This is a genomic window from Mesorhizobium sp. EU05-FHT14A09 (genome assembly GCF_058790995.1).
Map to the genome: position 1 here is coordinate 34,339 of NZ_JBYTDF010000011.1, position 23,427 is coordinate 57,765.

At 57.5% G+C, this 23,427-nt stretch carries 22 protein-coding genes; 14 read left to right on the forward strand and 8 right to left on the reverse strand.

What is annotated here, in order from left to right:
* Positions 1-31 precede the first annotated feature (31 nt).
* From AC3WTO_RS26670 to AC3WTO_RS26680, 3 genes are read left to right on the forward strand one after another with little or no spacing between them, the layout of a single operon-like run.
* Entirely contained in the window at positions 32-1,606 is a 1,575-nt protein-coding gene (locus AC3WTO_RS26670) for a recombinase family protein (protein ID WP_492464080.1), read from the forward strand.
* A complete protein-coding gene (locus AC3WTO_RS26675; RefSeq protein WP_492464079.1) occupies positions 1,603-2,505 on the forward strand; it encodes a plasmid partitioning protein RepB C-terminal domain-containing protein in 903 nt (300 codons plus the stop codon). Before AC3WTO_RS26670 ends, AC3WTO_RS26675 begins: the two co-directional genes overlap by 4 nt.
* Complete coding sequence (locus tag AC3WTO_RS26680; protein ID WP_492464078.1) at positions 2,502-3,416, forward strand: plasmid partitioning protein RepB C-terminal domain-containing protein; 915 nt, start codon at positions 2,502-2,504, stop codon at positions 3,414-3,416. Before AC3WTO_RS26675 ends, AC3WTO_RS26680 begins: the two co-directional genes overlap by 4 nt.
* 362 nt (positions 3,417-3,778) lie before the next feature.
* On the opposite strand, the gene AC3WTO_RS26685 is transcribed toward AC3WTO_RS26680, so the two are convergent.
* Entirely contained in the window at positions 3,779-6,883 is a 3,105-nt protein-coding gene (locus tag AC3WTO_RS26685) for a TrlF family AAA-like ATPase (protein ID WP_492464077.1), read from the reverse strand.
* Positions 6,884-7,585: 702 nt separating this feature from the next.
* Between AC3WTO_RS26685 and AC3WTO_RS26690 the strand changes: the two genes are divergently transcribed.
* Positions 7,586-7,960 carry a hypothetical protein gene (locus AC3WTO_RS26690; RefSeq protein WP_492464076.1) on the forward strand — a complete coding sequence of 125 codons (375 nt, stop codon included), beginning with the start codon at positions 7,586-7,588 and terminating at the stop codon, positions 7,958-7,960.
* Between the two features lie 168 nt (positions 7,961-8,128).
* On the opposite strand, the gene AC3WTO_RS26695 is transcribed toward AC3WTO_RS26690, so the two are convergent.
* Complete coding sequence (locus AC3WTO_RS26695; RefSeq protein WP_492464075.1) at positions 8,129-8,725, reverse strand: TetR/AcrR family transcriptional regulator; 597 nt, start codon at positions 8,723-8,725, stop codon at positions 8,129-8,131.
* A gap of 105 nt (positions 8,726-8,830) precedes the next feature.
* Between AC3WTO_RS26695 and AC3WTO_RS26700 the strand changes: the two genes are divergently transcribed.
* A complete protein-coding gene (locus tag AC3WTO_RS26700; protein WP_492464074.1) occupies positions 8,831-10,261 on the forward strand; it encodes an MFS transporter in 1,431 nt (476 codons plus the stop codon).
* Positions 10,262-10,571: 310 nt separating this feature from the next.
* On the opposite strand, the gene AC3WTO_RS26705 is transcribed toward AC3WTO_RS26700, so the two are convergent.
* The 3 genes from AC3WTO_RS26705 to AC3WTO_RS26715 form a co-directional block, all read right to left on the reverse strand.
* Positions 10,572-11,564 (reverse strand): phosphotransferase, encoded by a 993-nt coding sequence (locus AC3WTO_RS26705; RefSeq protein WP_492464073.1) that lies wholly within the window; start codon positions 11,562-11,564, stop codon positions 10,572-10,574.
* A gap of 398 nt (positions 11,565-11,962) precedes the next feature.
* A complete protein-coding gene (locus AC3WTO_RS26710; RefSeq protein ID WP_492464072.1) occupies positions 11,963-12,202 on the reverse strand; it encodes a conjugal transfer protein TraD in 240 nt (79 codons plus the stop codon).
* 1 nt (position 12,203) lies between these two features.
* Positions 12,204-12,530, reverse strand: coding sequence for a conjugal transfer protein TraD (locus tag AC3WTO_RS26715; protein ID WP_492464071.1), 327 nt, complete (start codon positions 12,528-12,530; stop codon positions 12,204-12,206).
* A 181-nt stretch (positions 12,531-12,711) separates the two neighbouring features.
* Here AC3WTO_RS26715 and traA point away from each other — a divergent pair, with 181 nt between their 5' ends.
* Positions 12,712-15,720, forward strand: a complete 3,009-nt coding sequence (gene traA, locus AC3WTO_RS26720; protein ID WP_492464070.1) for a Ti-type conjugative transfer relaxase TraA — start codon at positions 12,712-12,714, stop codon at positions 15,718-15,720.
* Between the two features lie 128 nt (positions 15,721-15,848).
* Positions 15,849-16,064, forward strand: coding sequence for a helix-turn-helix transcriptional regulator (locus tag AC3WTO_RS26725; protein ID WP_492464069.1), 216 nt, complete (start codon positions 15,849-15,851; stop codon positions 16,062-16,064).
* A gap of 66 nt (positions 16,065-16,130) precedes the next feature.
* Here AC3WTO_RS26725 and AC3WTO_RS26730 read toward each other — a convergent pair whose 3' ends face one another.
* Positions 16,131-16,373 carry a helix-turn-helix domain-containing protein gene (locus AC3WTO_RS26730; protein ID WP_492464068.1) on the reverse strand — a complete coding sequence of 81 codons (243 nt, stop codon included), beginning with the start codon at positions 16,371-16,373 and terminating at the stop codon, positions 16,131-16,133.
* Between the two features lie 136 nt (positions 16,374-16,509).
* Between AC3WTO_RS26730 and AC3WTO_RS26735 the strand changes: the two genes are divergently transcribed.
* Positions 16,510-17,184 carry a hypothetical protein gene (locus AC3WTO_RS26735; protein WP_492464067.1) on the forward strand — a complete coding sequence of 225 codons (675 nt, stop codon included), beginning with the start codon at positions 16,510-16,512 and terminating at the stop codon, positions 17,182-17,184.
* Positions 17,185-17,188: 4 nt separating this feature from the next.
* The gene (locus tag AC3WTO_RS26740) at positions 17,189-17,647 is read left to right on the forward strand and encodes a helix-turn-helix domain-containing protein (RefSeq protein WP_492464066.1); all 459 of its coding nucleotides are present in this window, start codon (positions 17,189-17,191) and stop codon (positions 17,645-17,647) included.
* 806 nt (positions 17,648-18,453) lie between these two features.
* Here AC3WTO_RS26740 and AC3WTO_RS26745 read toward each other — a convergent pair.
* Positions 18,454-18,831, reverse strand: coding sequence for a DUF982 domain-containing protein (locus AC3WTO_RS26745; protein WP_492464064.1), 378 nt, complete (start codon positions 18,829-18,831; stop codon positions 18,454-18,456).
* A gap of 889 nt (positions 18,832-19,720) precedes the next feature.
* On the opposite strand from AC3WTO_RS26745, the gene AC3WTO_RS26750 reads away from it, so the two are divergent.
* From AC3WTO_RS26750 to AC3WTO_RS26770, 5 genes are all read left to right on the forward strand, one after another.
* Positions 19,721-19,975, forward strand: coding sequence for a hypothetical protein (locus tag AC3WTO_RS26750; RefSeq protein ID WP_492464063.1), 255 nt, complete (start codon positions 19,721-19,723; stop codon positions 19,973-19,975).
* Positions 19,976-20,958: 983 nt separating this feature from the next.
* Positions 20,959-21,375, forward strand: coding sequence for a hypothetical protein (locus tag AC3WTO_RS26755; RefSeq protein WP_492464062.1), 417 nt, complete (start codon positions 20,959-20,961; stop codon positions 21,373-21,375).
* 140 nt (positions 21,376-21,515) lie between these two features.
* On the forward strand, positions 21,516-21,944 hold the full coding sequence (locus AC3WTO_RS26760; protein ID WP_492464061.1) for a hypothetical protein: 429 nt from the start codon (positions 21,516-21,518) through the stop codon (positions 21,942-21,944).
* Between the two features lie 223 nt (positions 21,945-22,167).
* A complete protein-coding gene (locus AC3WTO_RS26765) occupies positions 22,168-22,389 on the forward strand; it encodes a hypothetical protein (protein WP_492464060.1) in 222 nt (73 codons plus the stop codon).
* A gap of 443 nt (positions 22,390-22,832) precedes the next feature.
* Positions 22,833-22,997, forward strand: coding sequence for a hypothetical protein (locus tag AC3WTO_RS26770; protein WP_492464059.1), 165 nt, complete (start codon positions 22,833-22,835; stop codon positions 22,995-22,997).
* A gap of 43 nt (positions 22,998-23,040) precedes the next feature.
* Here AC3WTO_RS26770 and AC3WTO_RS26775 read toward each other — a convergent pair whose 3' ends face one another.
* Complete coding sequence (locus AC3WTO_RS26775; RefSeq protein ID WP_492464058.1) at positions 23,041-23,376, reverse strand: hypothetical protein; 336 nt, start codon at positions 23,374-23,376, stop codon at positions 23,041-23,043.
* Positions 23,377-23,427: the final 51 nt, after the last annotated feature.

Consider the following 23,427-nt stretch of genomic DNA (forward strand, 5'->3'; position numbering starts at 1 on the left):
CTACGATAAGTGCGTTCGAAGGTGTCTTCTGTTGGTTCCTTCCTCGACAAAGGCGATTTTAACGACTTCGAAGTCTGAGGGACTGGCGGTCCCGGCCGCCGCCTATGTCCGCATGTCAACCGATCTTCAAAAATACTCGACTGAAAACCAGTTTGCTGCCATCCGCAGATATGCCGACGAGCGGAGCTTCGAGATTGTTCGCATCTATGAGGATGCCGGACGCAGCGGCCTCAAGATCGACGGTCGCGATGCGTTGAAGCAGCTGATGGATGATGTCGAGACTGGCACTGCGAATTTCAGGGCGATTCTCGTCTATGACATCAGCAGGTGGGGGCGATTTCAAAACGCCGACGAAAGCGCCCATTATGAGTATCTTTGTTCGCGGACAGGCATCCGCATCCACTACTGTGCAGAACAGTTTGAAAATGACGGGAGCACCGGCGCGCACCTTTTGAAGTCGGTCCGCAGGATTATGGCGGGAGACTATAGCCGAGATCTTTCCGTCAAGGTTTTCGCAGGACATTGCCGGTTGTGCGAGAAGGGTTATCGGCAGGGAGGGTCTCCAGGTTTCGGCTTGCGCCGAATGCTGCTTGATGAAACCAGCACACCTAAGGGCGAACTACGGCGCGGCCAGAAAAAAAATCTGCAGACGGACAGGGTTATTCTGGTGCCCGGCCCTGCGTCTGAGACGGATACGGTCAGGCGCATCTACAACATGTTTGTCGAGGAACAAAAATCCGAACGCGAGATCGCCGGCCTGCTGAACAGCGAAGGCATTCTGCCGGATTGGGGTAGGCCATGGAGACGTGAAAACATCCATGACATCCTGATCAACGAGAAATACATCGGAAACAATGTCTACAACCGCACATCCTTCAAACTGAAACAGCAACGTATCAACAACAAGCCAGATATGTGGGTGCGGGCCGAGGGCGCCTTCGCTCCGATTGTCGAGAAGGCCGTATTCGAACGCGCGCGCGCTTTGATAGACGCACGCAGCCAGCATCTCAGCAACGAAGAGCTGCTTGATCTCCTGAGGGGAGTTCTTCATGCAAATGGAACCTTGACCGGTGTCATCATCAACGCGGCAGACTCACTGCCATCGATTTTCACCTATCGCCGGCGCTTTGGCAGCCTTCGGCGAGCCTACAGCCTGATCGGATATACTCCCGCTAGGGACTTCCGATATGTCGAAATCCAGAAGAGCCTGCGACAGCAGCACCCGCAAGTGGTGGCCACCCTCATCGATGACCTCAGCCGGGCCGGGATATCGGTGTCGTTGGATCCTGTCACGGACCTGCTTCGCATCAATGGCGAATTCACGATCTCGCTGGTCCTGGCGCGATGCTTTCAGACAAATGCCGGAAGCTTGAGATGGAAGGTGAGATTCGATACGGGGCTTGTCCCAGACATCAGCATCGTAGTCCGAATGAACGAGGCGAACGACCGGCCGCTTGACTACTATCTACTTCCTTCAATCGACATGACGATGCCAAAGCTTCGCGTCGCGGAGCAGAATGCTCTCTCTCTTGAGGCCTATCGGTTCGATTCCCTGGATTTTTTCTTCGATCTGTCGAGGCGATCCCTATTGGAGGAGGCGGCATGACGGAAGGCGAGAAACGGGTTGCGTGGAAATACATCGACGCAGTCCCTATCAGTCAGATCCGGATCCTCAATCCAAGGGAGCGCGACAAACGCAAATTTAGCCTTCTCGTCGACAACATATCGAAGGTCGGATTGAAACGTCCCATCACGGTCAGCGCGAGGGGTACCAACGAAAGCAAGTCAGGCTACGACCTGGTGTGTGGCCAGGGCCGGATAGAAGCCTTCCTGGTGTTGGGCCAGACGCATATTCCTGCCATGGTCATCGACGCGAGCAGAAATGATTGTCTTGTCATGAGCCTTGTCGAGAACTGCGCGCGCCGGCAGCATCGGGCGATCGATCTTTTGCAGGAAATCGCGAGCCTTCGCCAGCGTGGCTACAGCGACAAGTCCATCGGCACGAAAATCGGAGTCACGTCCGAATATGTCAATCAGATCGTTGGGCTGCTTGAAAAAGGCGAGGAGAGACTTTTGTCCGCCGTGGAAGCTGGAGCCCTGCCGCTGAGCCTTGCAGTGGAGATTGCCAAGACCGACGAAGAGGGCGCGCAGGCTGCCTTAATGGACGCCTATACCCAAAAGCAGCTACGCGGGAAGAAACTTGTCGTGGTCCGCAGGCTGCTGCAGCAGCGTAATCTGAAAGGCGGGCGCCTCAGTCAGCTGAATTTCGGGCGCGTCAACCCATCGAAACGCGCGCTAACAAGCGAAGCAATGGTAAGAGCCTATCAACTGGAAGCCGACCGGCAAAAGGTACTGCTAAAGAAGGCTGAGGTTACGCAAGGCAAGTTGCTGTTTGTCGTCGAGGCCATACGATCCTTGATGACGGAAGAAGGTTTCGTAAACCTGTTGCGCTCGGAGGGGCTGGATTCTCTTCCAGCCCAATTGAAGCAAAGGCTCGCCCTATGAACGAGCAGGATCAAAAACCTAGGGAGTCCGTGCGGCAAGGCTTCGAGGGTCACTGCATCCTTGTGAAATTGGAAACGCTGCTGCCTGGAAAGACGATACGCCCCACAGTGAAGTCGAGCAAAAAATACAAGCAGATCGCGACGTCGATCGGTGAAGTCGATCTTGTGGAGCCGCCGGTCATCGCCCGCAATCCGGACGATGTGGGCACGTTCTTTATCCTCGATGGTCATCTACGAATCGAGGCACTCAAGGATCTCGGTCGTACCGAGGTTGAATGCCTCGTTTCAACAGACGACGAGGCCTTCACCTACAACAAACAGATCAACCGGCTCGCATCGATCCAAGAATACGCGATGATCGTGAACGCGCTCAACCAGGGAGTACCTGAGGAGCGGATAGCCAAGGTCCTGTCCGTCAACGTGGAAACCGTTCGCCGGCGTTCGCGCATGCTGAACGGCATATGTGCTGAGGCAAGAGAGCTCCTCAAGGACAAGAATTGCCCCATGGCGATTTTTGAGACCCTCAAGAAAATGCAGCCACTTCGACAGATAGAGGCCGCAGATCTTATGATCAATGCCAACAACTACTCGGTAGCCTATGCATCGGCTATCTTGGCAGGAACGCCTCGCAACCGCTTGGCGGAGCCGGACAAACCGAAAAGCGTCAAGGGGCTCACAGCCGACGCCATTGCCAGAATGGAAAAGGAACTTGCCCGATTGCAGGAAGCGATGGCCTCAATTCAGGACACCTATGGAAAGGACCACCTCGAGCTGACAGTGGTAAAAGGTTATCTCAAGCGTCTTTTGGGAAATTCACGGATCGTCAGTTATCTGGTCAGCTACCGTCCCGAATACCTGCCGGAATTCCAGAACATCGTGGACATCACCTCGACCATGCCATCCGAGAGCTGACCCTTCAAAGCACTCAAGCAAAAATCATCGAAAAGATTTGTGTCGCAGCTCGCAACCTGAAGATGCCGAAGCTCAGCACTCAGGAAAAAGAGGACTGGGACCAGTTTTTCTATACTCAATGGATGCGCACTCCTGACACACTTAACTCGACGATAAGTGATGCCGACTTCGAAAAATGGCTAAAGAAAGCCAATCAAGATGCGCGGTCGGTTTGCAATGAGCCTGGCCGAGCTCAAGGATGAGGAAGGTGGTGCCGTCCGGCTGTCAACGGTTCGCGATGCCTTTAATTCGCCCTTCAGGCCATTCGTGCTTGCCAGGACTTCTGTTTTTTGGATCTGGTGCCGACGCGGGGCTGCGCAGAATCAATGATACTTCTGGCTTCGGTTGTTAAACGCGGGCTTGGTCCCCTCCAAGACTGTAACAACATGTTTGTTTATGATGGGCGCTTCGATTGCCCCGGACACGTAGGTGATCTTCGGATTTGCTTTTCGGTCAAATTCCGCAAAGATGATCTGCTCTGCGTCGCAAACAACGGCGAGATTTGGATTGTGGGTGACCATGATAATCTGGCGGTTCTGTTTTGCCTGCTCGAGAACCGGGACAAGCAAACTTACCACCGTCTCGTTATCGAGATTTTCTTCGGGTTGGTCCAGAACGATTGGGTTCCGGCCTTTGTCTACTAACAGGTAGAAAATCAACAGTAGCGCACCGCGCTGACCAGGTGACAGTTGCTCGATCTGGGTATCCTGGAAAAGAAGGGTGTATTTTGGCTCCAAATATTCCAGGCCGAAGATGAAGTCATAGACTTCTACGGGCTCACGATCCTTACGGAGTACAGTACGCATGCCCTCGCCGCCGCCTGATATCCGGCTGGAAGCGTCCCTTACGAGAGCATCCATATCGTCGACGAACTGGGTTGCATGATCTCTCGCCGTAAAATCGTGCTTTTCAAAGCGCGACCGCACTGCAGCGAGGCTCTCTTCCTCTCCTCGCAATTCTCCGGCATTCTGTTTGATCAAATTGAACAAGCGAGACGCAATCGCCTCCACGGATGCGCCGAGCTTGGCGACAAATTCCAGCTTGTATCCTTCTCTTATTAGTGTGTTGCCTTGGATAAGGGATTGTAGAGGGGAAAATAGTTCGGCCCGACCTTCACGCTGGGCAGCCAGCAGGTCATAAATCTCACCCGCCAACTCGCGTCTGTCTTCGCGTTTCTTCCCGAGCGCCTGCGGCAAAACTTGCAGCTGCGACAAGCGGGCGGTCAAGCCGCGAACGCTCTCAGCTGACGTTTCTGTTCCTTCCAGCGTGGCCAAGGTCTTTTGCCACCGTTCTGTTGCAGCCAGATACTCCTGATGCAATTGCTGCGGCTCATTGAGCTTGCTTGAGAGCGCGAGCCGCACTTGCTGAATAACTTCCCTCCGTTGCTCAAACTGAGCGGCCCGTTCGATCAGTTGAGCGTTTTCGTCAGCGAAGCCACGTTCCATATCGGCCAGTTTTGCTAGGTTGCTCTTATATTGAACGACGTCATCTATCTGCAGGCCGATGTTCGTCAGGTCCGCCGAGATGCCTGATCGCAGCTCACCCAACTGAGATTCAAAAATTTCCACTCTAGCGTTGATATTCTTGATAGAGCGTCGTTTTGAGGCAACGAGGACCTGCTGTTCCTTCGTTTTTTCGAGCGCCTCTGTTAATTGCGTCATCTCTTCGGATAGGGCGACAAGCTGCAATGTCGCGTGCTGTTGTTCAATCGAAAGCTCGGCGGTCGGGGCAGGAACTTCCTTCGGGACGACGGCCTTATGCTCTGCAACTTGCTGTCGCTTCAAAGACAACTGCTCTTCAAGGTTCGATTTCAGCGCAGGATTTAGCTGATCTTCGATATGGACGATTTCCTCGTTCAGCGTTCGAAGCCGTTTTCGGAGTTCCCCAATCTTAGCTCGATGAACCTCTTCCTGCTTTTCAATAAGTTGGTCGAAATCTAAGGCTCCGTCCGCGACTTCGGTGGGAACATGAGTGAAGATAACGGATCGAAGCTCATTCTCGAAGGCATTGGATGTGCCCATCACGTGTTCGTTGCATAGGGCTTCGAAGCGCCCTTGTGGGATATACTTCACCAGCTCGACGCGCTCTGCAGACGGATTGTCGCTCAGAACCATCGAGCCAGGCTCGCCAGCAAGCCAGTTCAACGTTCCCTCGAAATGGTGCGCGGGCTCGCCGTTCTTCCCACGGAACCGTTTGGCTTGAAGGAAGGAAAAGTGCTTCTGCTGCTGCGAATTCCCAAGCAAAGCGATCACATCGGCAAGTGCGCTCTTGCCGCTGCCTTTATTCCCGATGATGGCAACCAGATCATGGTTCAAACTCACGTCGACGCCATCAAGCCAATCGTCTGCAAAGGTGCTGGTTGCCACTTTGTTAATCGCGATCTTATCGATGTAAAAGGTTTTGAGTGAGTTCACCAGTTCCAGCTTGGGCGGCATCGCGCCGAGGAACGACCGCTTCGCAGGTTCGCGAATTGCCTGCAAAAGTCCTTCCCAGGTGGGATCAGCCTTGATCCAAGTCTTTTTGTTTGAGGGAAAGTTGCCATATCCGCGCTGGTTGTTATCGCCTGTAACACCGCGAAACCGATGAGAGTCGCTCCCCGAGACTGCCAGCCTCGGCACATTGCGCAGCGCTGTTTGAAAGGCTGCGAGCCATTTCTTGTTGCCGGATGTTTCAACACCTGCAAATGCAGCCCAAAGATTGTGGTCCCGGGTCTCGAAAATTGGCGATGTTTCGAAGAGACTTAGTGCATATGCGTAATGTTCATTTCGCTCGATCTCGGTCAACCCGTCATTCGTCGAGAATGGCATAAACCCAACGGCCATTCCGTTCGGGACCCTACGTATTGCCTCCTTGTACGCGTCGCAATTGATCTCACCTATCGTGTAGCCTGCTTGGAGCGCTATTGTTTCATCCGCCTCAACGTCAGCTTTCTTGAAGCCGTGGTGAGTAAGTTTTTCCGAAGATGCGCGGCGTGCGTAATCTGCAAGCGCCGCGTCCGACAGCGGTCGATCAATTAGCGCTAGCTTCTGAGCGGAAAGGAAATCTCGGAGGTGCTGGTCTTGGATCTTGTCAGAGAAAATGACATGTGCGTTCAACCTGCCGCGCATCGGAGCGGACAGACGAAGCTCTATTCCCGGAAAGACGGTCTTTTCGAGCTTGGGGGCCGCCGGGTCTTGTAATCTCCGCTTCAGGGCGAACCATCCCTCGAAAGTGAAGTAATCCATGAACGCGAACACTTGCGGTTCGGCTTCGTTCAGGGCAACGATCAGATCGTCGATAATTCCGTTATTATGGAAATCATTGCTTGGGATGAATCGTACGCCTTCCCAGTGAAATGAGGCTGGCGTATGAATGTGAAGGTCCCACAGTCTCCATTCGGAGCCACGCGGATACGCAGTATTCCCAAGCATATATTGCCCGTCTGTCATTGCTGGAGATTCTACTGGCAAACTACATTGCCCACCTTTCATGGTCTACTGGCCGTATCCGAGTTTTCTACATATCAGGGAAATCGGGTTACGCGCAGCTGGCAATCTGAGGTGGCGACCCGTCTTTGATCAGTAGGGAATGACAGGAGGGTCGACTCAAGCCCGAGTTCGGCGGGATCTGCATAGGTCCACTTGACGGGTGCATCATTGCGCGGTGGATGTCAGCTGAAGAGACCTTAACCAATGCAATATCTGCTTCTCTAAACTTTCCATCACGATAACCCATATCGTGAGAATCTGGACAAATCATCCAGGGAATCTTTGATAGGGACATCGAATTCGCGCCCGAAATCCGCGCATTGCTCTGTCATATCGAGAATAGCCCATCGTATTTCTCCTTGGCCTTCATTGACCAAAGAAACGTGTAGCTCCAGACCGGCGTTTCGGTGCCGAAAGCGGACCGGCGGCTTACGGTTCCCGATCTTGAGAAGCAGCCCTTGGTGCGCCCGACGGGATTCGGGCTCTCTCTCGACTATTGAGAAAACTGTATGACAGGGCGTCCGCTTTTGGGAGTTCTCAGTTCGGGTGTGAACGTCCTAAATGCGGGCGCAAAGCTGTCGCAAGACGCGAACATCACAGGCCCGGCCCCCCAGCTTTGTATCGTGCCGTCATGACTTTTCGAAAGAGGCCCGGCCCGATCAGGTGGACGCTGCCATCCGGCAGTCCAAGAAGTGGATCGAGCGCGATGCCATAGAGCTTGATACGGCGATCAAGAAGACGGACGGCTCTGTTCGTTTCGGCCTTGGTTTCGGATACGAACGCTCGGGCAACGATCCCATGTGTCGCGCTGCCGAGTTGCTGCAGCATCTCGGAGACACCCGCTGGATCGAAAATTTCAAATGTGCCTTTCCGGGCCCCCTGTTCAATAGTGGTGGGCCGCCAATCCTCGACATCCGCACTTGTGATTTGGTTGGCGGGGCTTCGAAGCAAAATTCGCGCCCGCGAGATCGGTTCAACAAGGCGGTCGAAGAAGCGTCAGCACGCGACAGCGAAGCCGGGACTCTAGACAACAACTAACCGGTAGTGCTGCTTGAGGTAGCAAAGCACTTCTCCGGAATCCCTAAAAGCTGGCCAGTCCGGCACAGATGCGCAATGAGCATCGGCGAAGCGAAGCCCACGCAGGCATCGGGAAATCGTGCTGCGCCCCTAACGCGCCATCTCGTCCTGCGCCCCCCACGGGTGCTATCACACGGCAGCGATGCGAAGCGCCTGCATCGCCACTGGAATTGTCATCAGCAGCCGCTTTCGCGGCACGCCGTCCCTGGCCTGAACGGCGAGCCCAATGAGGATCGCAGCATAGTGGTCGGCCAGGCCCGCAACGTCGGCATCCGCGCGCAATTCGCCTTCAGCAACGGCGCGCTTCAATCGCTCCCCCAGCAAGGCGGTTCGGCGGCTGCGGTAATCCGTGAGAAACGCCCGCACGCCCTCGTTCTCGACCGTACAGTTGGTTGCGGCCAATACCACCATGCAGCCGGGAGGGCGCCCTTTTCGCGTGCAGTTTTCGATTGCTTCGCGCAGGCTGCGTTCTATGGCGCGTATGGCCGTTGGCTCTTGCACCATCGCTCGTTCGGCAAAGCCGCCTTCGTGTGCCGCATAGAGTTCAACGGCTTCGCGAAACAGCTCTTCCTTGGATCCGAAGGCCGCGTAGATACGCGCCGAGGCGATGCCCATCGTCTCGACAAGATCGGCCATCGACACGCCCTCATAGCCACGTGACCAGAAGGCATCGCGTGCTTTGGCCAGTGCAAGCTCTCGATCAAATTCACGCGGTCGTCCCGCCATCGCACTTCTCCATTATTGAGTGAACAACAAATAATTGGCTTGACGGCGCTATGCAAGCCTCTATTGTTTGTCATTCGACAAAGATTTGCCGAACTGGAGATCAGCATGACCGTATCGGAACAGGCCGGCGCAAAACAAGTATCTGGCATCAGCGCACGAAAGGGAGGAGCGTTGGCGCTGCTTGCCTTCGCCCAGCTCATTTATTCGCTCGACATCAACATCGTTTTCGTCGCTCTACCCGAGATCGGGGCTGGTCTGGGTTTCTCCGGCCAGACCCTGCAATGGGTAGTCAGTGCCTATATGGTTCTGTGCGGAGGTTTCTTATTGTTCGGCGGACGCGCCGCAGACCTGATCGGCCAGCGGCGCATGTTCATCTTCGCGCTCTGGCTTTATGCGCTGTCCTCGCTCGCGGGAGGGCTCGCCTGGTCATCGGAGATCATCATCGCGGCACGCGCGGTGCAAGGCATCGGCGGCGCCTTCCTGTTTCCGGCCACGCTTTCGCTCATCAACCGCCTCTTCGCCGAAGGGCGGGAGCGCAATCAGGCTTTGGCCGTCTGGGGCGGAGCTGGAGCAAGCGGCCTCAGCGTCGGCGCACTGGCCGGCGGATTTCTCACCGCGACATGGGGCTGGCCGGCCGTCTTCTACGTTAATGTCGTGCTCGCCGCGATTGCTATCGTCGCCGCCTTCCTGGTCATACCGCGCGACACCGTGCGTCATGAACACCGCAATTTTGACCTGCCCGGCGCGCTGAGCGTCACAATCGGCGTGACGGCGCTGGTCTTTGCTCTGGTGGAAGGGCCCGAGATCGGATGGCAGGCCGTTAGTGTTATAGGCGCGCTCATCCTCTCCGTTTCGTCCCTCGTCGCTTTTGCGCTGATCGAAGCACGCAGTGCCGATCCGCTGATGCCGCTGCGGTTGTTTGCCAACCGCAATCTCGTCGCAAGCATGATCATTACCTTTCTGTTCATGGGTACCTTCGGTGCCCTGCCCTATTTCCTGACCATTCTGTTCCAGAACGTGCAGGGGCTGACGGCCCTACAGACGGGGTTCGCTTTTCTCGTTCCGTCCGTTGCCATCGTTATTGGCACCCAGCTCGGTGAGCGGCTGGTACGGCATCTTTCGATGCGCGCCACGCTGGTAACCGGCATGGTGGTTGGCGCGGCCGGTACAGCCTTGATGGTGCCCGGCGCTGATATAGCTAGCGGTTATCTCGCGATCGTTCCCGGCCTCATCATTTCGGGAATTGGCCAGGGCATCGTCTGGACAGGTATGTGGATCGCGGCCGCCACGGGAGTACGCCACGAAGAGCAGGGCGTGGCCTCCGGCATGGCGTCCACCACGCTCAGCGTCGGCAATTCCATCGGCCTCGCCGTGCTGATCGCCCTCGCCAACTGCCATGTCGGCGGCCTCGAAGGAGAGGCATTGGCTGCCGCCGTGTCAGAAGGCATACAGCTCGCCTTCTGGTTAGCCGCCGCCGGCATTTTGGTCAGCGTTCTTGCAGCCTTCGCACTGCCGGCCCGGACCAAAGCCGCTTAGCGCCGGCCGATACCCCGGCACCTGAGAATCGCAGCCACCGGGGCACACATGCCAAGCTGGAAGGGTCTAAGGCGGTCGGAAAAGACGTGATCTCCGGGTTATCGCGCAATGAAACAAAGTTCGAAACGGGGCCGCAGGCGGACTGTCCGGTTCTGGGGTCGCCCAGCGATAAGCTACCGTTCTGCGTCCGACCCTTTTGCGGTCATTCACGCTGTCCCCGTAAGGTCCCGAAAGCTGCCGTCCACAAGACTCGGATGGTAATGCCTGTGCTGTGTGGCTTCGCAGCTCCGCATCATAGAGTTGGCTGCTCTCAGCAAGCCTGGGTCAGTCGCAAGACCTTGTCGGTGTGGATGGACACGAGCATCCGCATGAACGGCTTGTCGGGAAAATCGGTCTGGAGGATGCGCAACGGTCCTTCGATCAGGGACAAGGATTGTGCCAGCTCATAGAAGCGCATGCGCGCCGGGTCGAGTTCGATATTGATGCCGAGTTCGCCGTAGGCATCGCCCAAGCGCATCTTGGTGAAGGCGTGCTCCCACTCGACGTCGAAGAACATCACGCCTTCAATGTCAATCATCACCGACTGACCGTTGTCATCGAGCATGACATGGTCCGCGCCAAGCTCGCCGTGAATAAGACCGTAGGAATCGCGCGGTTGAATGAGCGAATGGAGCCTCTGAAGCGTGCTTCCGATGAGTGGGAAGGCCGGCTGCAATGCATCTACCTGGCCGGCGACAGAGCCCAGATGATCGAGCGCTCGATCCAGCACCACCTGCTCAGCTCTGCGATCCTGACGGACCGCCGCTGAGGTGATGGCGAATGGCTTGCCAAGGCTGGTGGATGTATATCTCGCCATACCATTGAGCATGGCTCCCAGCTCGCGCAGTGGCACCAGGGATGCCTTCGGATCGGCTGCGATGAGCGCTTCAAGCGTGCCGTTGCGAAGATCTTCGGCGACGGCGATATCGGCTGGGTACAGTGACTGGCTGCGGTCGGTCAGCAGCAATTTTGGTCCCCTCGCCCCGGCCCCTTCCAGGGCCGCGACTGCCGTCTCCAGAAAGTCGATTCCCGACACCTCGGCGAAAGGATCGCTCTGGTCGGTCCCATTGTCCGCCCAGTAATTCTCGGACGTGTTCCACGCATAGAGGATGACTGTGCTGCCATCATCCAACAAGAGCCGATAAACACCCTTCTTGCTTCCACCGCTCAGTCGTTCAAAGGAAACGAGGCTGCGAGCTGTGCCAAACGTCTCCCTCAGGAATGGTTCCACATGCTCCCGCTGCATGAACTGCCGATCTGCCACATCGCACCTGCTGTCCTGATTGGAAGAGGCGCGTTTATCGTTCGGTGGAGCGCGTAGAACAAGGGCATCCGGCCATTTGCACCAGAATAGGACCTGTTTTCCGGCCTACGTCGGCACCGCGCAGTTATCGGATAGCCTTAACTAGCCTTCGAATTTCAGGCCGGTATCCCGTCACGCCCTGACACGGGCAGTCACCGCATTGGTGAATTCGTACCAATAAGCTGACATTCCGCTTTCCATCCCACTTCGGTCGTCGCCGATGCGCTGATGGAACGGCAGCTTTTGGGAAGTGGCGGCAAAATGCACAACGAATGATACGCGGGCGCAATGCGGAAGTCCGGAATGGCTGAGCCTCCACGTTGGGTTCCTCGAACAGCGTACGAAAATCGCCACATCTGTTAGCGTCCCGCTTCGTCATCCCCCTTCGCCGCGAACCCCTCCTTCCCCTTCCTTGCCCATAGCTCCCGCGCCCGCTCACTATCTTCGCTATTGAGCTTGTCCGCGATCCAAAGTAGCGCGCCGTAGAGCATGGGACGATCATCGCCGGTGAGGTCGACGATGCCCGCCTTGACGATGAGACCGCCGAGTTCGATGAGGTGCCGCGTGCGCTGGCGGCGTTCGACTTGCCACGTTCGCATGTCATGCCGCGCCAGTGCCGCCTGACACCGATTGCGCGCTGCCCGGTTGCGCTTGAGCGCCGCGAGCGTCGCTGTCAGATGTTGTCGCAGATCGCCGTGATTTGCCGCGAAAGAAGGCAGCGCCACGCCTGCCCCATGCCTCCCGTTTGGCGGCATCTTTGGTCTCGGCGAGCACCAGCAGCGAACCCGCCAGTTCTTCTGCGCTGAAACTGTCGGTGCCGGTAGCGATCACCAGTTCACCGAGGTGCTGCACCTTGCGGGTCTTGAGGTCTTTCGCCTTGTCCTCCAGCACCTTCAATTCGCTGTCATAGTCGCGGGGCTTGCGCATTGGTGTATCCTTCGTCGGGAAGAATTGTCGATGCTGTGATGATAGCCCTGCGCCTTGCAGAAGGCTTCCATGTCACCGAGCCGGTCTGAGACGCGCCGGTCCATCCCGAGATTTTTTCGAGGGAGGGCGCGCTTATACGTCGTTCCGACGTGGCGTGGATCGTGCTGATGATCGCAGCGCGATGGCAATCTATCATCTTCACGTCAAGGTCATTGGCCGCACGGCCGGCTCAAGTGCGGTGGCGTCCGCCGCCTACCGCTCAGCCTCACGGCTGCACGATGAACGGATCGAGCGCAGCCATGACTTCTCAGCCAAACGCGGCGTCGTGCATTCGCAGGTGCTTTTGCCCGACGGTGCGCCCGAGCAATGGCGCAATCGCGAACGGCTCTGGAACGACGTCGAGACCTTCGAGAAGCGCAACGACGCCCAGCTTGCCCGCGAGGTGGAGTTCGCCCTGCCCCGCGAGCTGAGCCAGGCGCAGGGCATCGAACTGGCGCGCGACTTCGTGCAGGCGCAGTTTGTTGATGCCGGCATGATCGCCGATCTCAACGTGCATTGGGATATCGGCGAGGATGGCATGCCCAAACCCCATGCCCATGTCATGCTCACCATGCGTTCGGTCGACGAGAACGGCTTTGGCCCAAAGGTTCGGGACTGGAACAGCACGCAGATGGTCGAGCGCTGGCGCGAATGCTGGGCCGAGCTTGCCAATGAGCGCTTGGCCGATCTGGATATCGACGCCCGCATCGATCATCGCAGCCTGGAAGCACAGGGCATCGAGCTGGAACCACAGAGCCAGATCGGCGCATCGGCACAGCGCATCGAGACACGTCGTGCCGAATCCGAAGCGCTTGACGTTGCCGACCGGGCCGAACTGCATCGCGAGATCGCGCGCAACAATGGCGCACGCATCCTCGCAGATCCCGCTGTGGCTCTGGATGCCATGACACACCAGCAATCGACCTTCACGCGCCGCGACCTGGCGCTGTTCGCACACCGCCACAGTGATGGACTGGAGCAGTTCAATGCGGTGATGAATGCATTGGAAAGTTCGCCCGACCTGGTCGCACTCGGTAGCGACGGCCGCGGCATGGAGCGCTTCACAACACGCGACATGATCGCTGCCGAACAGCGTTTGTACGCAGCATCTGAACGCATGGCTGAACGTAGGAGCCATGGTGTCGATTACAATGACACGTCAGCAGCATTGGCGCGTGCCCAGCAGCGCGGCCTGCTGCTTTCTGGTGAGCAGCAGGCCGCGCTGTCTCACGTCACGGATGGGCGCGATCTCGCGCTCGTCATCGGTCATGCCGGAACGGGAAAGAGTGCGATGCTCGGCGTGGCATGCGAGGCATGGGAGGCTGCCGGCTATCGCGTCCGCGGTGCTGCCCTTTCGGGCATCGCCGCCGAGAACCTGGAGAACGGATCGGGCATAGTCTCGCGCACCATCGCCAGCATGGAGCATGGCTGGCAGCAGGGTCGTGATCTGCTATCGGCGCGCGATGTGCTGATCATCGATGAGGCAGGCATGGTCGGCACGCGACAGATGGAGCGCGTGCTTTCCCATGCAGCAGAGGTCGGTGCAAAGATCGTGTTGGTGGGTGACCCGCAGCAGTTGCAGGCCATCGAGGCAGGTGCTGCCTTGCGGTCGATCCATGAACGTCATGGCAGCGCAGAGATCGGCGACGTGCGCCGCCAGCGCGATCATTGGCAACGCGACGCGACACGCAATCTGGCTAGCGCCAGGATCGGCAGTGCACTTGAAGCATATCGGTCCCATGGCATGGTGCATGAAGCGGCAACCCGCAACGAAGCGCGCGAGGATCTGATCGAGCGCTGGGACCGCGAGCGGCAGCTACAGCCAGACCAAAGCCGCATCATCCTCACCCACACCAATGAGGAGGTGCGCATCCTCAACGAGGCTGCACGCAAGCGCATGCATGAGGCCGGCGACCTTGGCGACGCGGTGCGCGTCACTGTCGATCGCGGCGCGCGCCACTTCGCCAGCGGCGATCGCGTCATGTTCCTGCAAAATGAGCGCGGACTTAGCGTGAAGAACGGCACGCTCGGCACTATTCAAAAGGTCGACACGCAGTCTATGACGGTGCGCACCGATGATGGCCGCTCCGTCGCCTTCGACTTCAAGGATTATGATCGCATTGATCACGGCTATGCGGCGACCATTCACAAGGCACAGGGCATGACCGTGGATCGCAGCCATGTGCTTGCCACACCGGGCCTGGACGCACATGGCACCTATGTCGCCCTGTCGCGCCATCGCGACGGTGTCAACCTGCATTACGGCAACGATGACTTTGCCAATCCAGACCGGCTCGCGCGCACGCTGTCCCGTGATCGGTCAAAGGACATGGCGTCCGACTACGAGACGACTGATCCAGCTCGCGTCTACGCCGAGCGGCGCGGCATCACCTTCACTGAGCGCGTCGCCGAGATCATAAAACGCATCCTGCCGGAAAGGCTGCGTGAGCGTATCAGCAGCTTGCTCTCTCCAGACCAGGACAGCGGGCGCGAGCCGGCAAGAGAAAATGCAGGCGAAAACGCGCGGCGTGACATTGCGAAGCCGGACATAGCCACGGCGCAAGATCCGGAAGCGGTGATGCGCAAGGCTCGCACCGACGCCCTCACTCGTCATGCCCGTGCCGTCGACGCAATTGCCATCGCAGGAGAAGCGAACGACAGGATCAGTCCCGAGCGTATGCGCGAACTGAACAAGGCACGCCAGGCCTTCGACAAGGTGCGGCCGCATGGCTGGCGCGATGCCGAGGCGGCTTACGCCAAACGTCCCGAACTTGCCCACGAAGCGGCAACCGGCAAGGTCAATCGCGCTATCCGCGCACTGCAACTCGAAACCGAAATCCGCACCGGACGCAGCAACGATGCGAGCCTCGGTCTGAACGCCAGAGCCGAGCGCTTCGTGGAACGCTGGCAAAAACTCAACCAGACCAGTCGGCGTCAGTACCAGGCCGCTGATATGGCCGGCTATCGGGCGACACGCTCACAAATGGGCGACATGGCCAAAAGCCTTGAACGCGACCCGCAGCTTGAATCCATTCTGGCCAACCACACGAAGGCGCTCGGCATCGGCATGGACACCGGCCGGCGTCTTGGGGCGGAACTTGCCTTCAGCCACGGTATCGATCTCGGCAGGGGACGTAGCATCGGACTCTAAGCCGTCCGATTCGCAGCCGGCGCTTCGCTATGGCCGCACAGTGAAATCATGCGCCTTGCGGGCGTGCAACGTTCTGCTCATCTGGTCTCCATCGCAGCCAGGGACATCCAGCAGCAGGCAGAACGACCATGCGAGAACCAGATCGTATCATCCGTCTCAAATCCGTCCTGTCTCGAACCGGGCTAAGCCGCTCCACCCTCTACCGCAAGATCGCCGAAGGCTCCTTCCCCGCCCAGATCAAGATCAGCGTTAATGGCGCCGGCTGGCATGAATCCCAGATCAATCGCTGGGTTGAAGATCCGGTTCGTTGGCGGCCCAAAAGCGTGGATGATCAGGCGGAATAAACCGGTGGACTCAAGAGATCTGGGCGCTCATTTCTTTATGCTGGCTCAGCCACGCGCTCGCGCCACTCAATCAGTTACTTGAGATAGCTTCCTAACGGCCGACGGAGCATCAAACCCAAGAACCTCGGCAAGCTTTATGAATTCCACAACATCAACACGGCGCTGTCCACTTTCCAGGCGAGCCACAAACGATTGGTATTGGCCAAGCTTCGATGCCAAGTCAGCTTGGGTCAGTCCTGCCGCTTCACGTTTCTGTACAAGGAGAGCGATCAGAGCTTTGTGCCGATCTGTGCCAAGTGTATCGACCACCTATCACCCCAATCTGAATTCAGATGGGGGGTTCCTTTATATCTGATTTTCAGTTATCTTAAATTCAGATATTTTCCGATGCTGCCCTCTTTGGCTGCATCCACTTACCAAGCTGAAGCTGTTTGGAACTCGGATCATGGCTGTTTCCGAAAATAGCACCCCCTTGCCCTCCGTAACGCGCCGGCAGTTGATGGCGCCTACCGCAAGCACGATGCGGCGTTTAGAGGTCTCGACACGGCAAAGCCAGTCGAGCGAGGCTTTGCACCAAGACCCAATACTTCGGCTGTGCGAGGAGTGGCAGGAAGCTCACCAACAGACGCTGGCGCTCTGTCGCATGCATGGAGCTCTGGAGGCAGAGCTTGTCAGGGCCATCGGCTTTCCAAGCGCACGACCATGCCGCACCAATGGAAGCGACGGGAAAATTCATTCGGTCGATGACTTGACTGACGTCTGGCCACCTGAGGGCGAAGCCATCCGCGATCAGGCGATTGCGGAGCCGGACGAACATCAAGCCCGTTGGAATGCCATGGACGACCAGATCGGCTATTCCAGAATGGACGGCCTGATCCGTCAATCAGAAGCCACCGAACGGGCTCTGCTCGCTGACATCCTGCTATCGCCAGCCTCAACCACGGACGGCATGCTTGCCAAGTTGTCCGTGATCCTTTGCGAGGCAGAAAACCGGGACGATCCTGAGGATTTCCCTTGGCCCCACATCCGCTCACTTCAGAACGACCTTGCCCGTCTGCATGGCGCAGAGCCAGCGACCACCGCAAGACCGATACGGCAGCCCAACTCCGAGAGCAGGTGAGGTCTTGCTGGAACGCACGGGTCGCTTTCGTACCGGTATTGCGCCAAAGGGGGAGGTCAGCCCTCACCCGGTTGACCGACATGTCGGCCGGCAGATCGCCACTGTGCGTGTCCAGTCGGACATCTCGCAGGCGCAACTCGCCCGAAAGATCGGCATCAGCTTTCAACAACTCCAGAAATACGAAAACGCACGCAACCGTGTCAGCGCTTCCATGCTCTATGAAATCGCCCTCGCGCTGCAGGTTCCCCTCAACCGCTTCTTCGGCGGACTACCGGGCAACGGTGAGGCAACCACCCCGCTCCTGCCGGTCGACGAACGTCTGGAGTTCATCGCCAGCGCCGAAGGAAGGCGCGTTATCGAAGGGCTGATGCGCCTTCCTCCGCGCGTGCGCAGCCGTGCGGCGTCTTTGATCGCTGCTTTGGCGGAAGAAATCCCTTCCGAGCAATGTCGACACGACGGTTAAACGCGATATTGAGGATAATGAAAATCAAAGCGCCGCGCGTCGAACAGCCGCGCGGAGTTCTCAAGGATCTAAATCAAAACTTTTTCGAACTCTCGTCGCCACGTTCAGCGGCATTCACCACCTTTGCCAACATGACCGGACTTCCAGCGATGAGTTTACCCTTAACCTGGACCAGCACGCGCGTCTCAGATCATCACCCCGATCGTCAACACTCGCTAGGGATTCAACTCCTACGAGATGAGCCCCATCATGGTGGAGTGAGCGGCACTCGAAGTTTTCGAAACCAATTTCGCGTGTGGCCGTTTTAAGTGCTCCCAACCTGATGACCTGCATGACCTGCGCCGCCACGGGATCTCCCTGGCGGCGCCTTTTTTTGCGATCTCAATTTTGGAACGGCCAGCTCGCTACCGAGTTTCTCCCACGCTGATAGGTCTCTCCGTCAGTGAACCGGGCCGGTTTGGTGTGGGGGCAATGCGCGCCAGACCGGTTCCGGGGTTAGTGCCCCAAGTCCTGACATGCCAATTCAGTCAATTCCGCCTCGTCTCTGATCCCACTCTGATAGTAGGCAATGATACGTGACGCTCGCTGTTCCCTGTCGCTGTTGTTTTCAAACTCGCGACACGCCGTCTCGTACACTCTGATAAGCATCTCAACTTCTTCAGGCTGAAACGCGCCTGCGTTTTCCAGCATCTGACGCATGGGCATGACAAACACCTCCCGCTGCCGCCATCATACTGCCGACTTGGGAGGGTCCCAAATGCAAAAATCCGCCCCGGCGAACCGGAGCGGAATTTCGGGTTGGCGAGTTATGAGTGTGGCCGCTGGGCTGCGTCACCACTGATCGCGTGAGACATACGACGTGTCCGAAACTGAGCCTGTGGCGTCAGCGCTTTGAATTCCTCGATACCAATCGCCGCAAGTTGCCGCATTACGCGATCTTGTAGCGGGCGAGCTTCAACAATCCGACCCTGTGCTTTCGCGGCCGTTAAAAACGCTTCGTAGGCTACTCGCGGCGTACACCAGCCTTGCTGGGCGCGTTCAGCCAAGCCAACTGCGTTTCGATATATTTCGCACTCGGCGTCCGGCCATGCCATTGCCAATGCCCTCGCCGCCTGATGAAGACATCCGACAGGAAATTCATATCCTCTCGCAGTTCGAAACGTCACTGTTTTGAACGGGGCCATTACTGCCCCCCACGCAACATCTGTGCTGCTGGAGACGGGCAACCAAGATGTCGTTCTACGCTCGCTCGAATTTGGACTTCGTCGTGAATTCCGTCGGCGAAGAGACTCATGAGCACTTTGCCGACATCGTCCGCAGCTCGGCTCCCACTATCAAAGCCTCGCTGAAAGCAAACGTCGTCGTGAACTGATTTGAGTAGGATCAAATCTTCGGGGTAGGCAATTCCGTTGGTCGAGGAGTAGGCAATTGCCATGGCTCCCTCCCTTCCATATAGGGGCGGAAGCGCGATACTCGCTCACAGCCGGCAATGCCCTGGTCAGTTATCGCCGATAGGTCATCATACACTGTTTGCGACACGGCGTCTGATCGACACCGTTGAGCGCCGATCAATTATCAAAACGGCTGCCTTCAAGCGTTCTCAATGACTTACGGCAGTAGAAGCGCAAAAAGCCCGCTCAGCCGAAGCTGAGCGGGCGTTGCCTGAGACGCGCTAGCCAACAGAAAAGCGCGGCGTGCGCGTAATTGCACTATGTGGCAAAAAATTGCTCTCGGTGGGCGCCGCCGCTTAGCATCGACGATGGTTTGAAGGGTGGCTGTCAGTACCCCAAAGTGTTCGAAAGCCCGACGATACTGTCTTTGACCCTATCGGGGCGATTGAGGGTGGCGGACCGTTGTCGAGCGTCATGCTGACGAGATCGACGTCGCCGTTCGTGTAAGCGCCGTACCCAAGGGTCTCGTTGTAGCCGCGGCCCTTGTCGGTCCCTTACTCTTCCCAGTGAGGTCGAGCATTGGGGAATACACATAATAGCGGTCGCCCGCCCCAATCGGTGCGTTCGTCATAATTAAACTCCATGTGATGTGGTGAAGTTCCTCCCTCACAGGGAGGCTGAGATGATCAAGACAAGTGAAGGTATCGAGCGAGCGATACAGAGGGTTGAAATAAGCCGTCTCGTGGAATTGCTGGTGACTGCGGGGGCCGTCAGTCAGACAGCTGCGATAGAATTTTTCGCAGGGCTCGCTGATACAGCGCGCGACGCCGCAGTTGCGCCTGACCTACGCCGATACGCGGACCAGAAGGCCGTCCACTACGAGGACATGGCGAAGCTGATGAGCGGAGGAACGCTTTTGCCTCGCGCCCTCCTCTGACGGCATGGACTTCCGATGTAGAGGGCAGCTGATCGGCGACATTCATAGATGCCCTCTCAACGACAGCAGCCGCTCCCGGCATATGCAGACGTGACCTTGTGTGAGGGGGACACATGCACCGTTGTGGCTGGTGCGAGTACCAGAGTTACGTCCCCGACGAGGTTCGGCGGAAAAAACGCGATGAATCTCGTGACAAACTCTCGGAATTGATTGTTCCATGGCCAACGTGCGGCCTGCTTGCATGCCATCCAGGACACGCTGAGACATTCAGCGGGCAAGTCACATTCGAAGGCCGCACGTGGACATTTCGTCGATCGCCAAGGCTTGGCAATTTTAGGGGAATGGCCGTATCCAGCACTGGTTCGCCTAGCCGCTATTGCTTAACGCGAGCTTAGACCGGCTTCATGTCGACAGAGGAAGCTCGCCAAGCGTCTGTCGATTTCTGTATCGACGCCGAAATTCTTGCGAGGAGCGACTGAAGCCAGACGTTGTGATCAGGCTTGAGACAAGAGCCGCAATGAGGCCCGATTGAGCTGGGGGCGCGAGGCTGCACACCGCTAACACATGTCTCAATAGTACAATTTCCTGTGGAAAAGGGAATCGAACCACCGGTATGATTTTGGATTGGGTAATTATGTGGGTAAGGAACTTTTTTCGAACTGAATATTTTTCAATAAATTCAAATATATAATCTATTTATTCGATTCCGCCCCTGGCACCATTCCTCTCCTAGACTCGCATCCACTTCCTATCCTTTTTGGCCTAACACCCAGATTGGACACCGTTCGGACTGAAGGTCAGGGTCTCCCGTTCATCACGTGTTCCGCGCCAGTGTATTCATGCTGCGTCTTCTCTTACCACCGCCGTCGCTCTGATCCGTTGCCACCTATTGCGACCGACTACCCGCCCCCGAGCTCCCGCTAGGCCGGCCTTTTTGTTTTTGGCCGTTGGGTTATCCTCGCTCTACCAGCGAGGTCGCTTTCATGAGCCCAACGGTGTTGTATTCGTCGCGCGAGAAAACACTGTTTGCACTGGTGTTTTTTCTAGCTCTCGCCTCGTTCGGCGTGGCTTTGAAGGACGGACTACCACCGATCATATTCGGGATCATCGAGATTTACTCTGGCTGGATGATGGCCAGTTCTCTTTGGTTGCTGTTTCGCCCCTATCGTATGCAGCTCGACGATATCGGTCTCACAATAACCGGCGGGTTTCGACGGTCCCCCAAGATAATTAAATGGCAGGATGTTGAGACCTTCACCTTTTCTTCCGGCAAGGGCAGTAGCCTCGGGCTTTTGTATAAGTACGGCGTCGTTCCCGGTTGGTGGTGGGGGCCTGTGGACGAGCTTCCTCTGGGCTGGCAACGATCAGAGCAGGAAATGGCCGACTACCTCAACGAATAGCGGTTGAGGGCCACAAGACAACAGGCGCGCTCTGGCTAAATGGCAGGCTCTTTGCGCATGATATAAAACGCCGACGGTCGAGCGACGTTGAATAGGTTTCCGCTCTCAAATAGCATTTCAGGAGAATGGAGGGGATAGCGTTGTCGAGCAGTGCCGCTTATAAATTTCGGAGCGCATTGGCGTGGCTCAACGAACGTAAGGCTCTTCTGCCTGCCACTGTTTTTGTCGCACTCTGCAATTTTTACTATTTGGACATCAGATATTTTTCGGCGCTCCACCCCGGTATCTGCCCAGGCCCCACCGGCGAGCAGTGGTCCCGGTTCAACAACAGCCCGGATGCGGTAGCAATTCCTCGTGCTTTCCTGTTATTCCTGCTTCTTATTGCAATGCTCGCGCTCTATCGCGGCAGCAGAAGGTATCCTCCGTGGTGGAGGTTTGTGTTTCCAAAGTTTTATGAACGGATGACAGCGATCTCGCCGAGCCCGCAGGAGCTTTCAGTGAGCACATTGCTCACACTGGTTGCCCTAGGAATGTCATTCATGGCCGCAACGATCGCTCTGTGTTCCTAGACATGCCGGACGGTCATCCAAATCCGTTCAGCTCCGACTTCTGACCTCCCTGACGTTCAACAGTTGCTAACCACGCTTGTCGCCGCGCCGTCGATCTACGGCATTTGCCGTATGTCGCGACCCGACTACGCGTGTCATCGAATCCGGTGATGTCGCGCCGGAGGCGTGGGGAGCGACGTGACGCCGATGTTCCGCCACGCCAGGTAAAGAAGGGAGACGACTTATGAAGATGATCATCGCAGCTGCCATTGCGTCGCTGACGCTGTCGAGCGCCGCCTTTGCGGCGGCACCCGCCGTGACGCAGGATACCTCGAAAGCCACTGCCCAACAGGAAGGCACCATTCTGCTTGCCGCCGGCGGCAGGAAGTCAGGCACCGTTTCAGGCCTGGCCGGGGGTGGCATTGCCGGACAAATCCGGGGAGCCTGCATCATCTGCGGCATCTGACCGAAACGACACCGCCCTTGAGCCCGCTCCAATCCGCTGGGGCGGGTTCTGCACTGCGCAGCGTGCCGGTGATTTCGAACTTTGAGGTCAACAAAAAAGCGCCGCCCCGGGAGAACCAAAGGCAGCGCGAGTCGTCACAGGTTGGGTATTCCGTACAACGGTCGACGGCCGAACGGGTTCAAAAAATCGGGAATGCGGCCGGCGCAAGGGATGCAATTGCGGCTGCGCCGGCCTAACGCCGGTTAGGCTCCCCAGCGCCATTGGCGACGGTAGCGAAGACATTTAGCCAGCACATCTTCCATATGGGGTAGAGGATCGCTCGACCGGGACTGGCCACCGGGTTCCCTGATGGCGCTCCGGTTCATTGACGCTTTCGCCATCACGGATAAACTCCCGCCATGTGGCGCAACCGGCCTCCGCTGCGGAAGGGTGACGCAAGGGCGATGCTCATCGCTTTTGCCTTGGGGTCCGGCGCGGTCGGCGTCATGATCTATTTCGCGACGGACCTGCAATCGGTCCAGGCGAAGGTCAACCACGGTTTCGGAATGGGATGGGACTGCGTGCGCATGGATCACGGCGATCCGGTCTGCACGAAATCGCGGCCCTGAAACAGCGGCCCGCTCGACCCGGCCAGCCGGATGCCGGCCGTCCTCACATGCGATAAGCGATCGCGGTGGCCTGCAATCCGGGCATCACACCACAGCGGTCGAACAGCCCGGTCTGTGCATAGGCTACCTTGTAGATGCCGGAGGCTCCGATCGCCGCCGCCTCGTTCTGCAAAGCCTGCAAGGCATCGGTACTCGAAGGGGTCGGCGCGATGAAGCTGTTGGCGCAGACCATCGCGGTTACCCGCTGCATGATCGATGCGTGCAGCGGCAGATCCGGCGCGACGGTGATGCCGGCACTGCCGCTGACGTGTCTGAGGGACGGCGACGCGCATCCCGCCAGCGCCAGGGCAATTGCGATACAAGCTACAGCGATGCGCATCGGCATTCCTCCGCAATGCCCTATCTAAACAGGTGCCGACACAATTGGGGA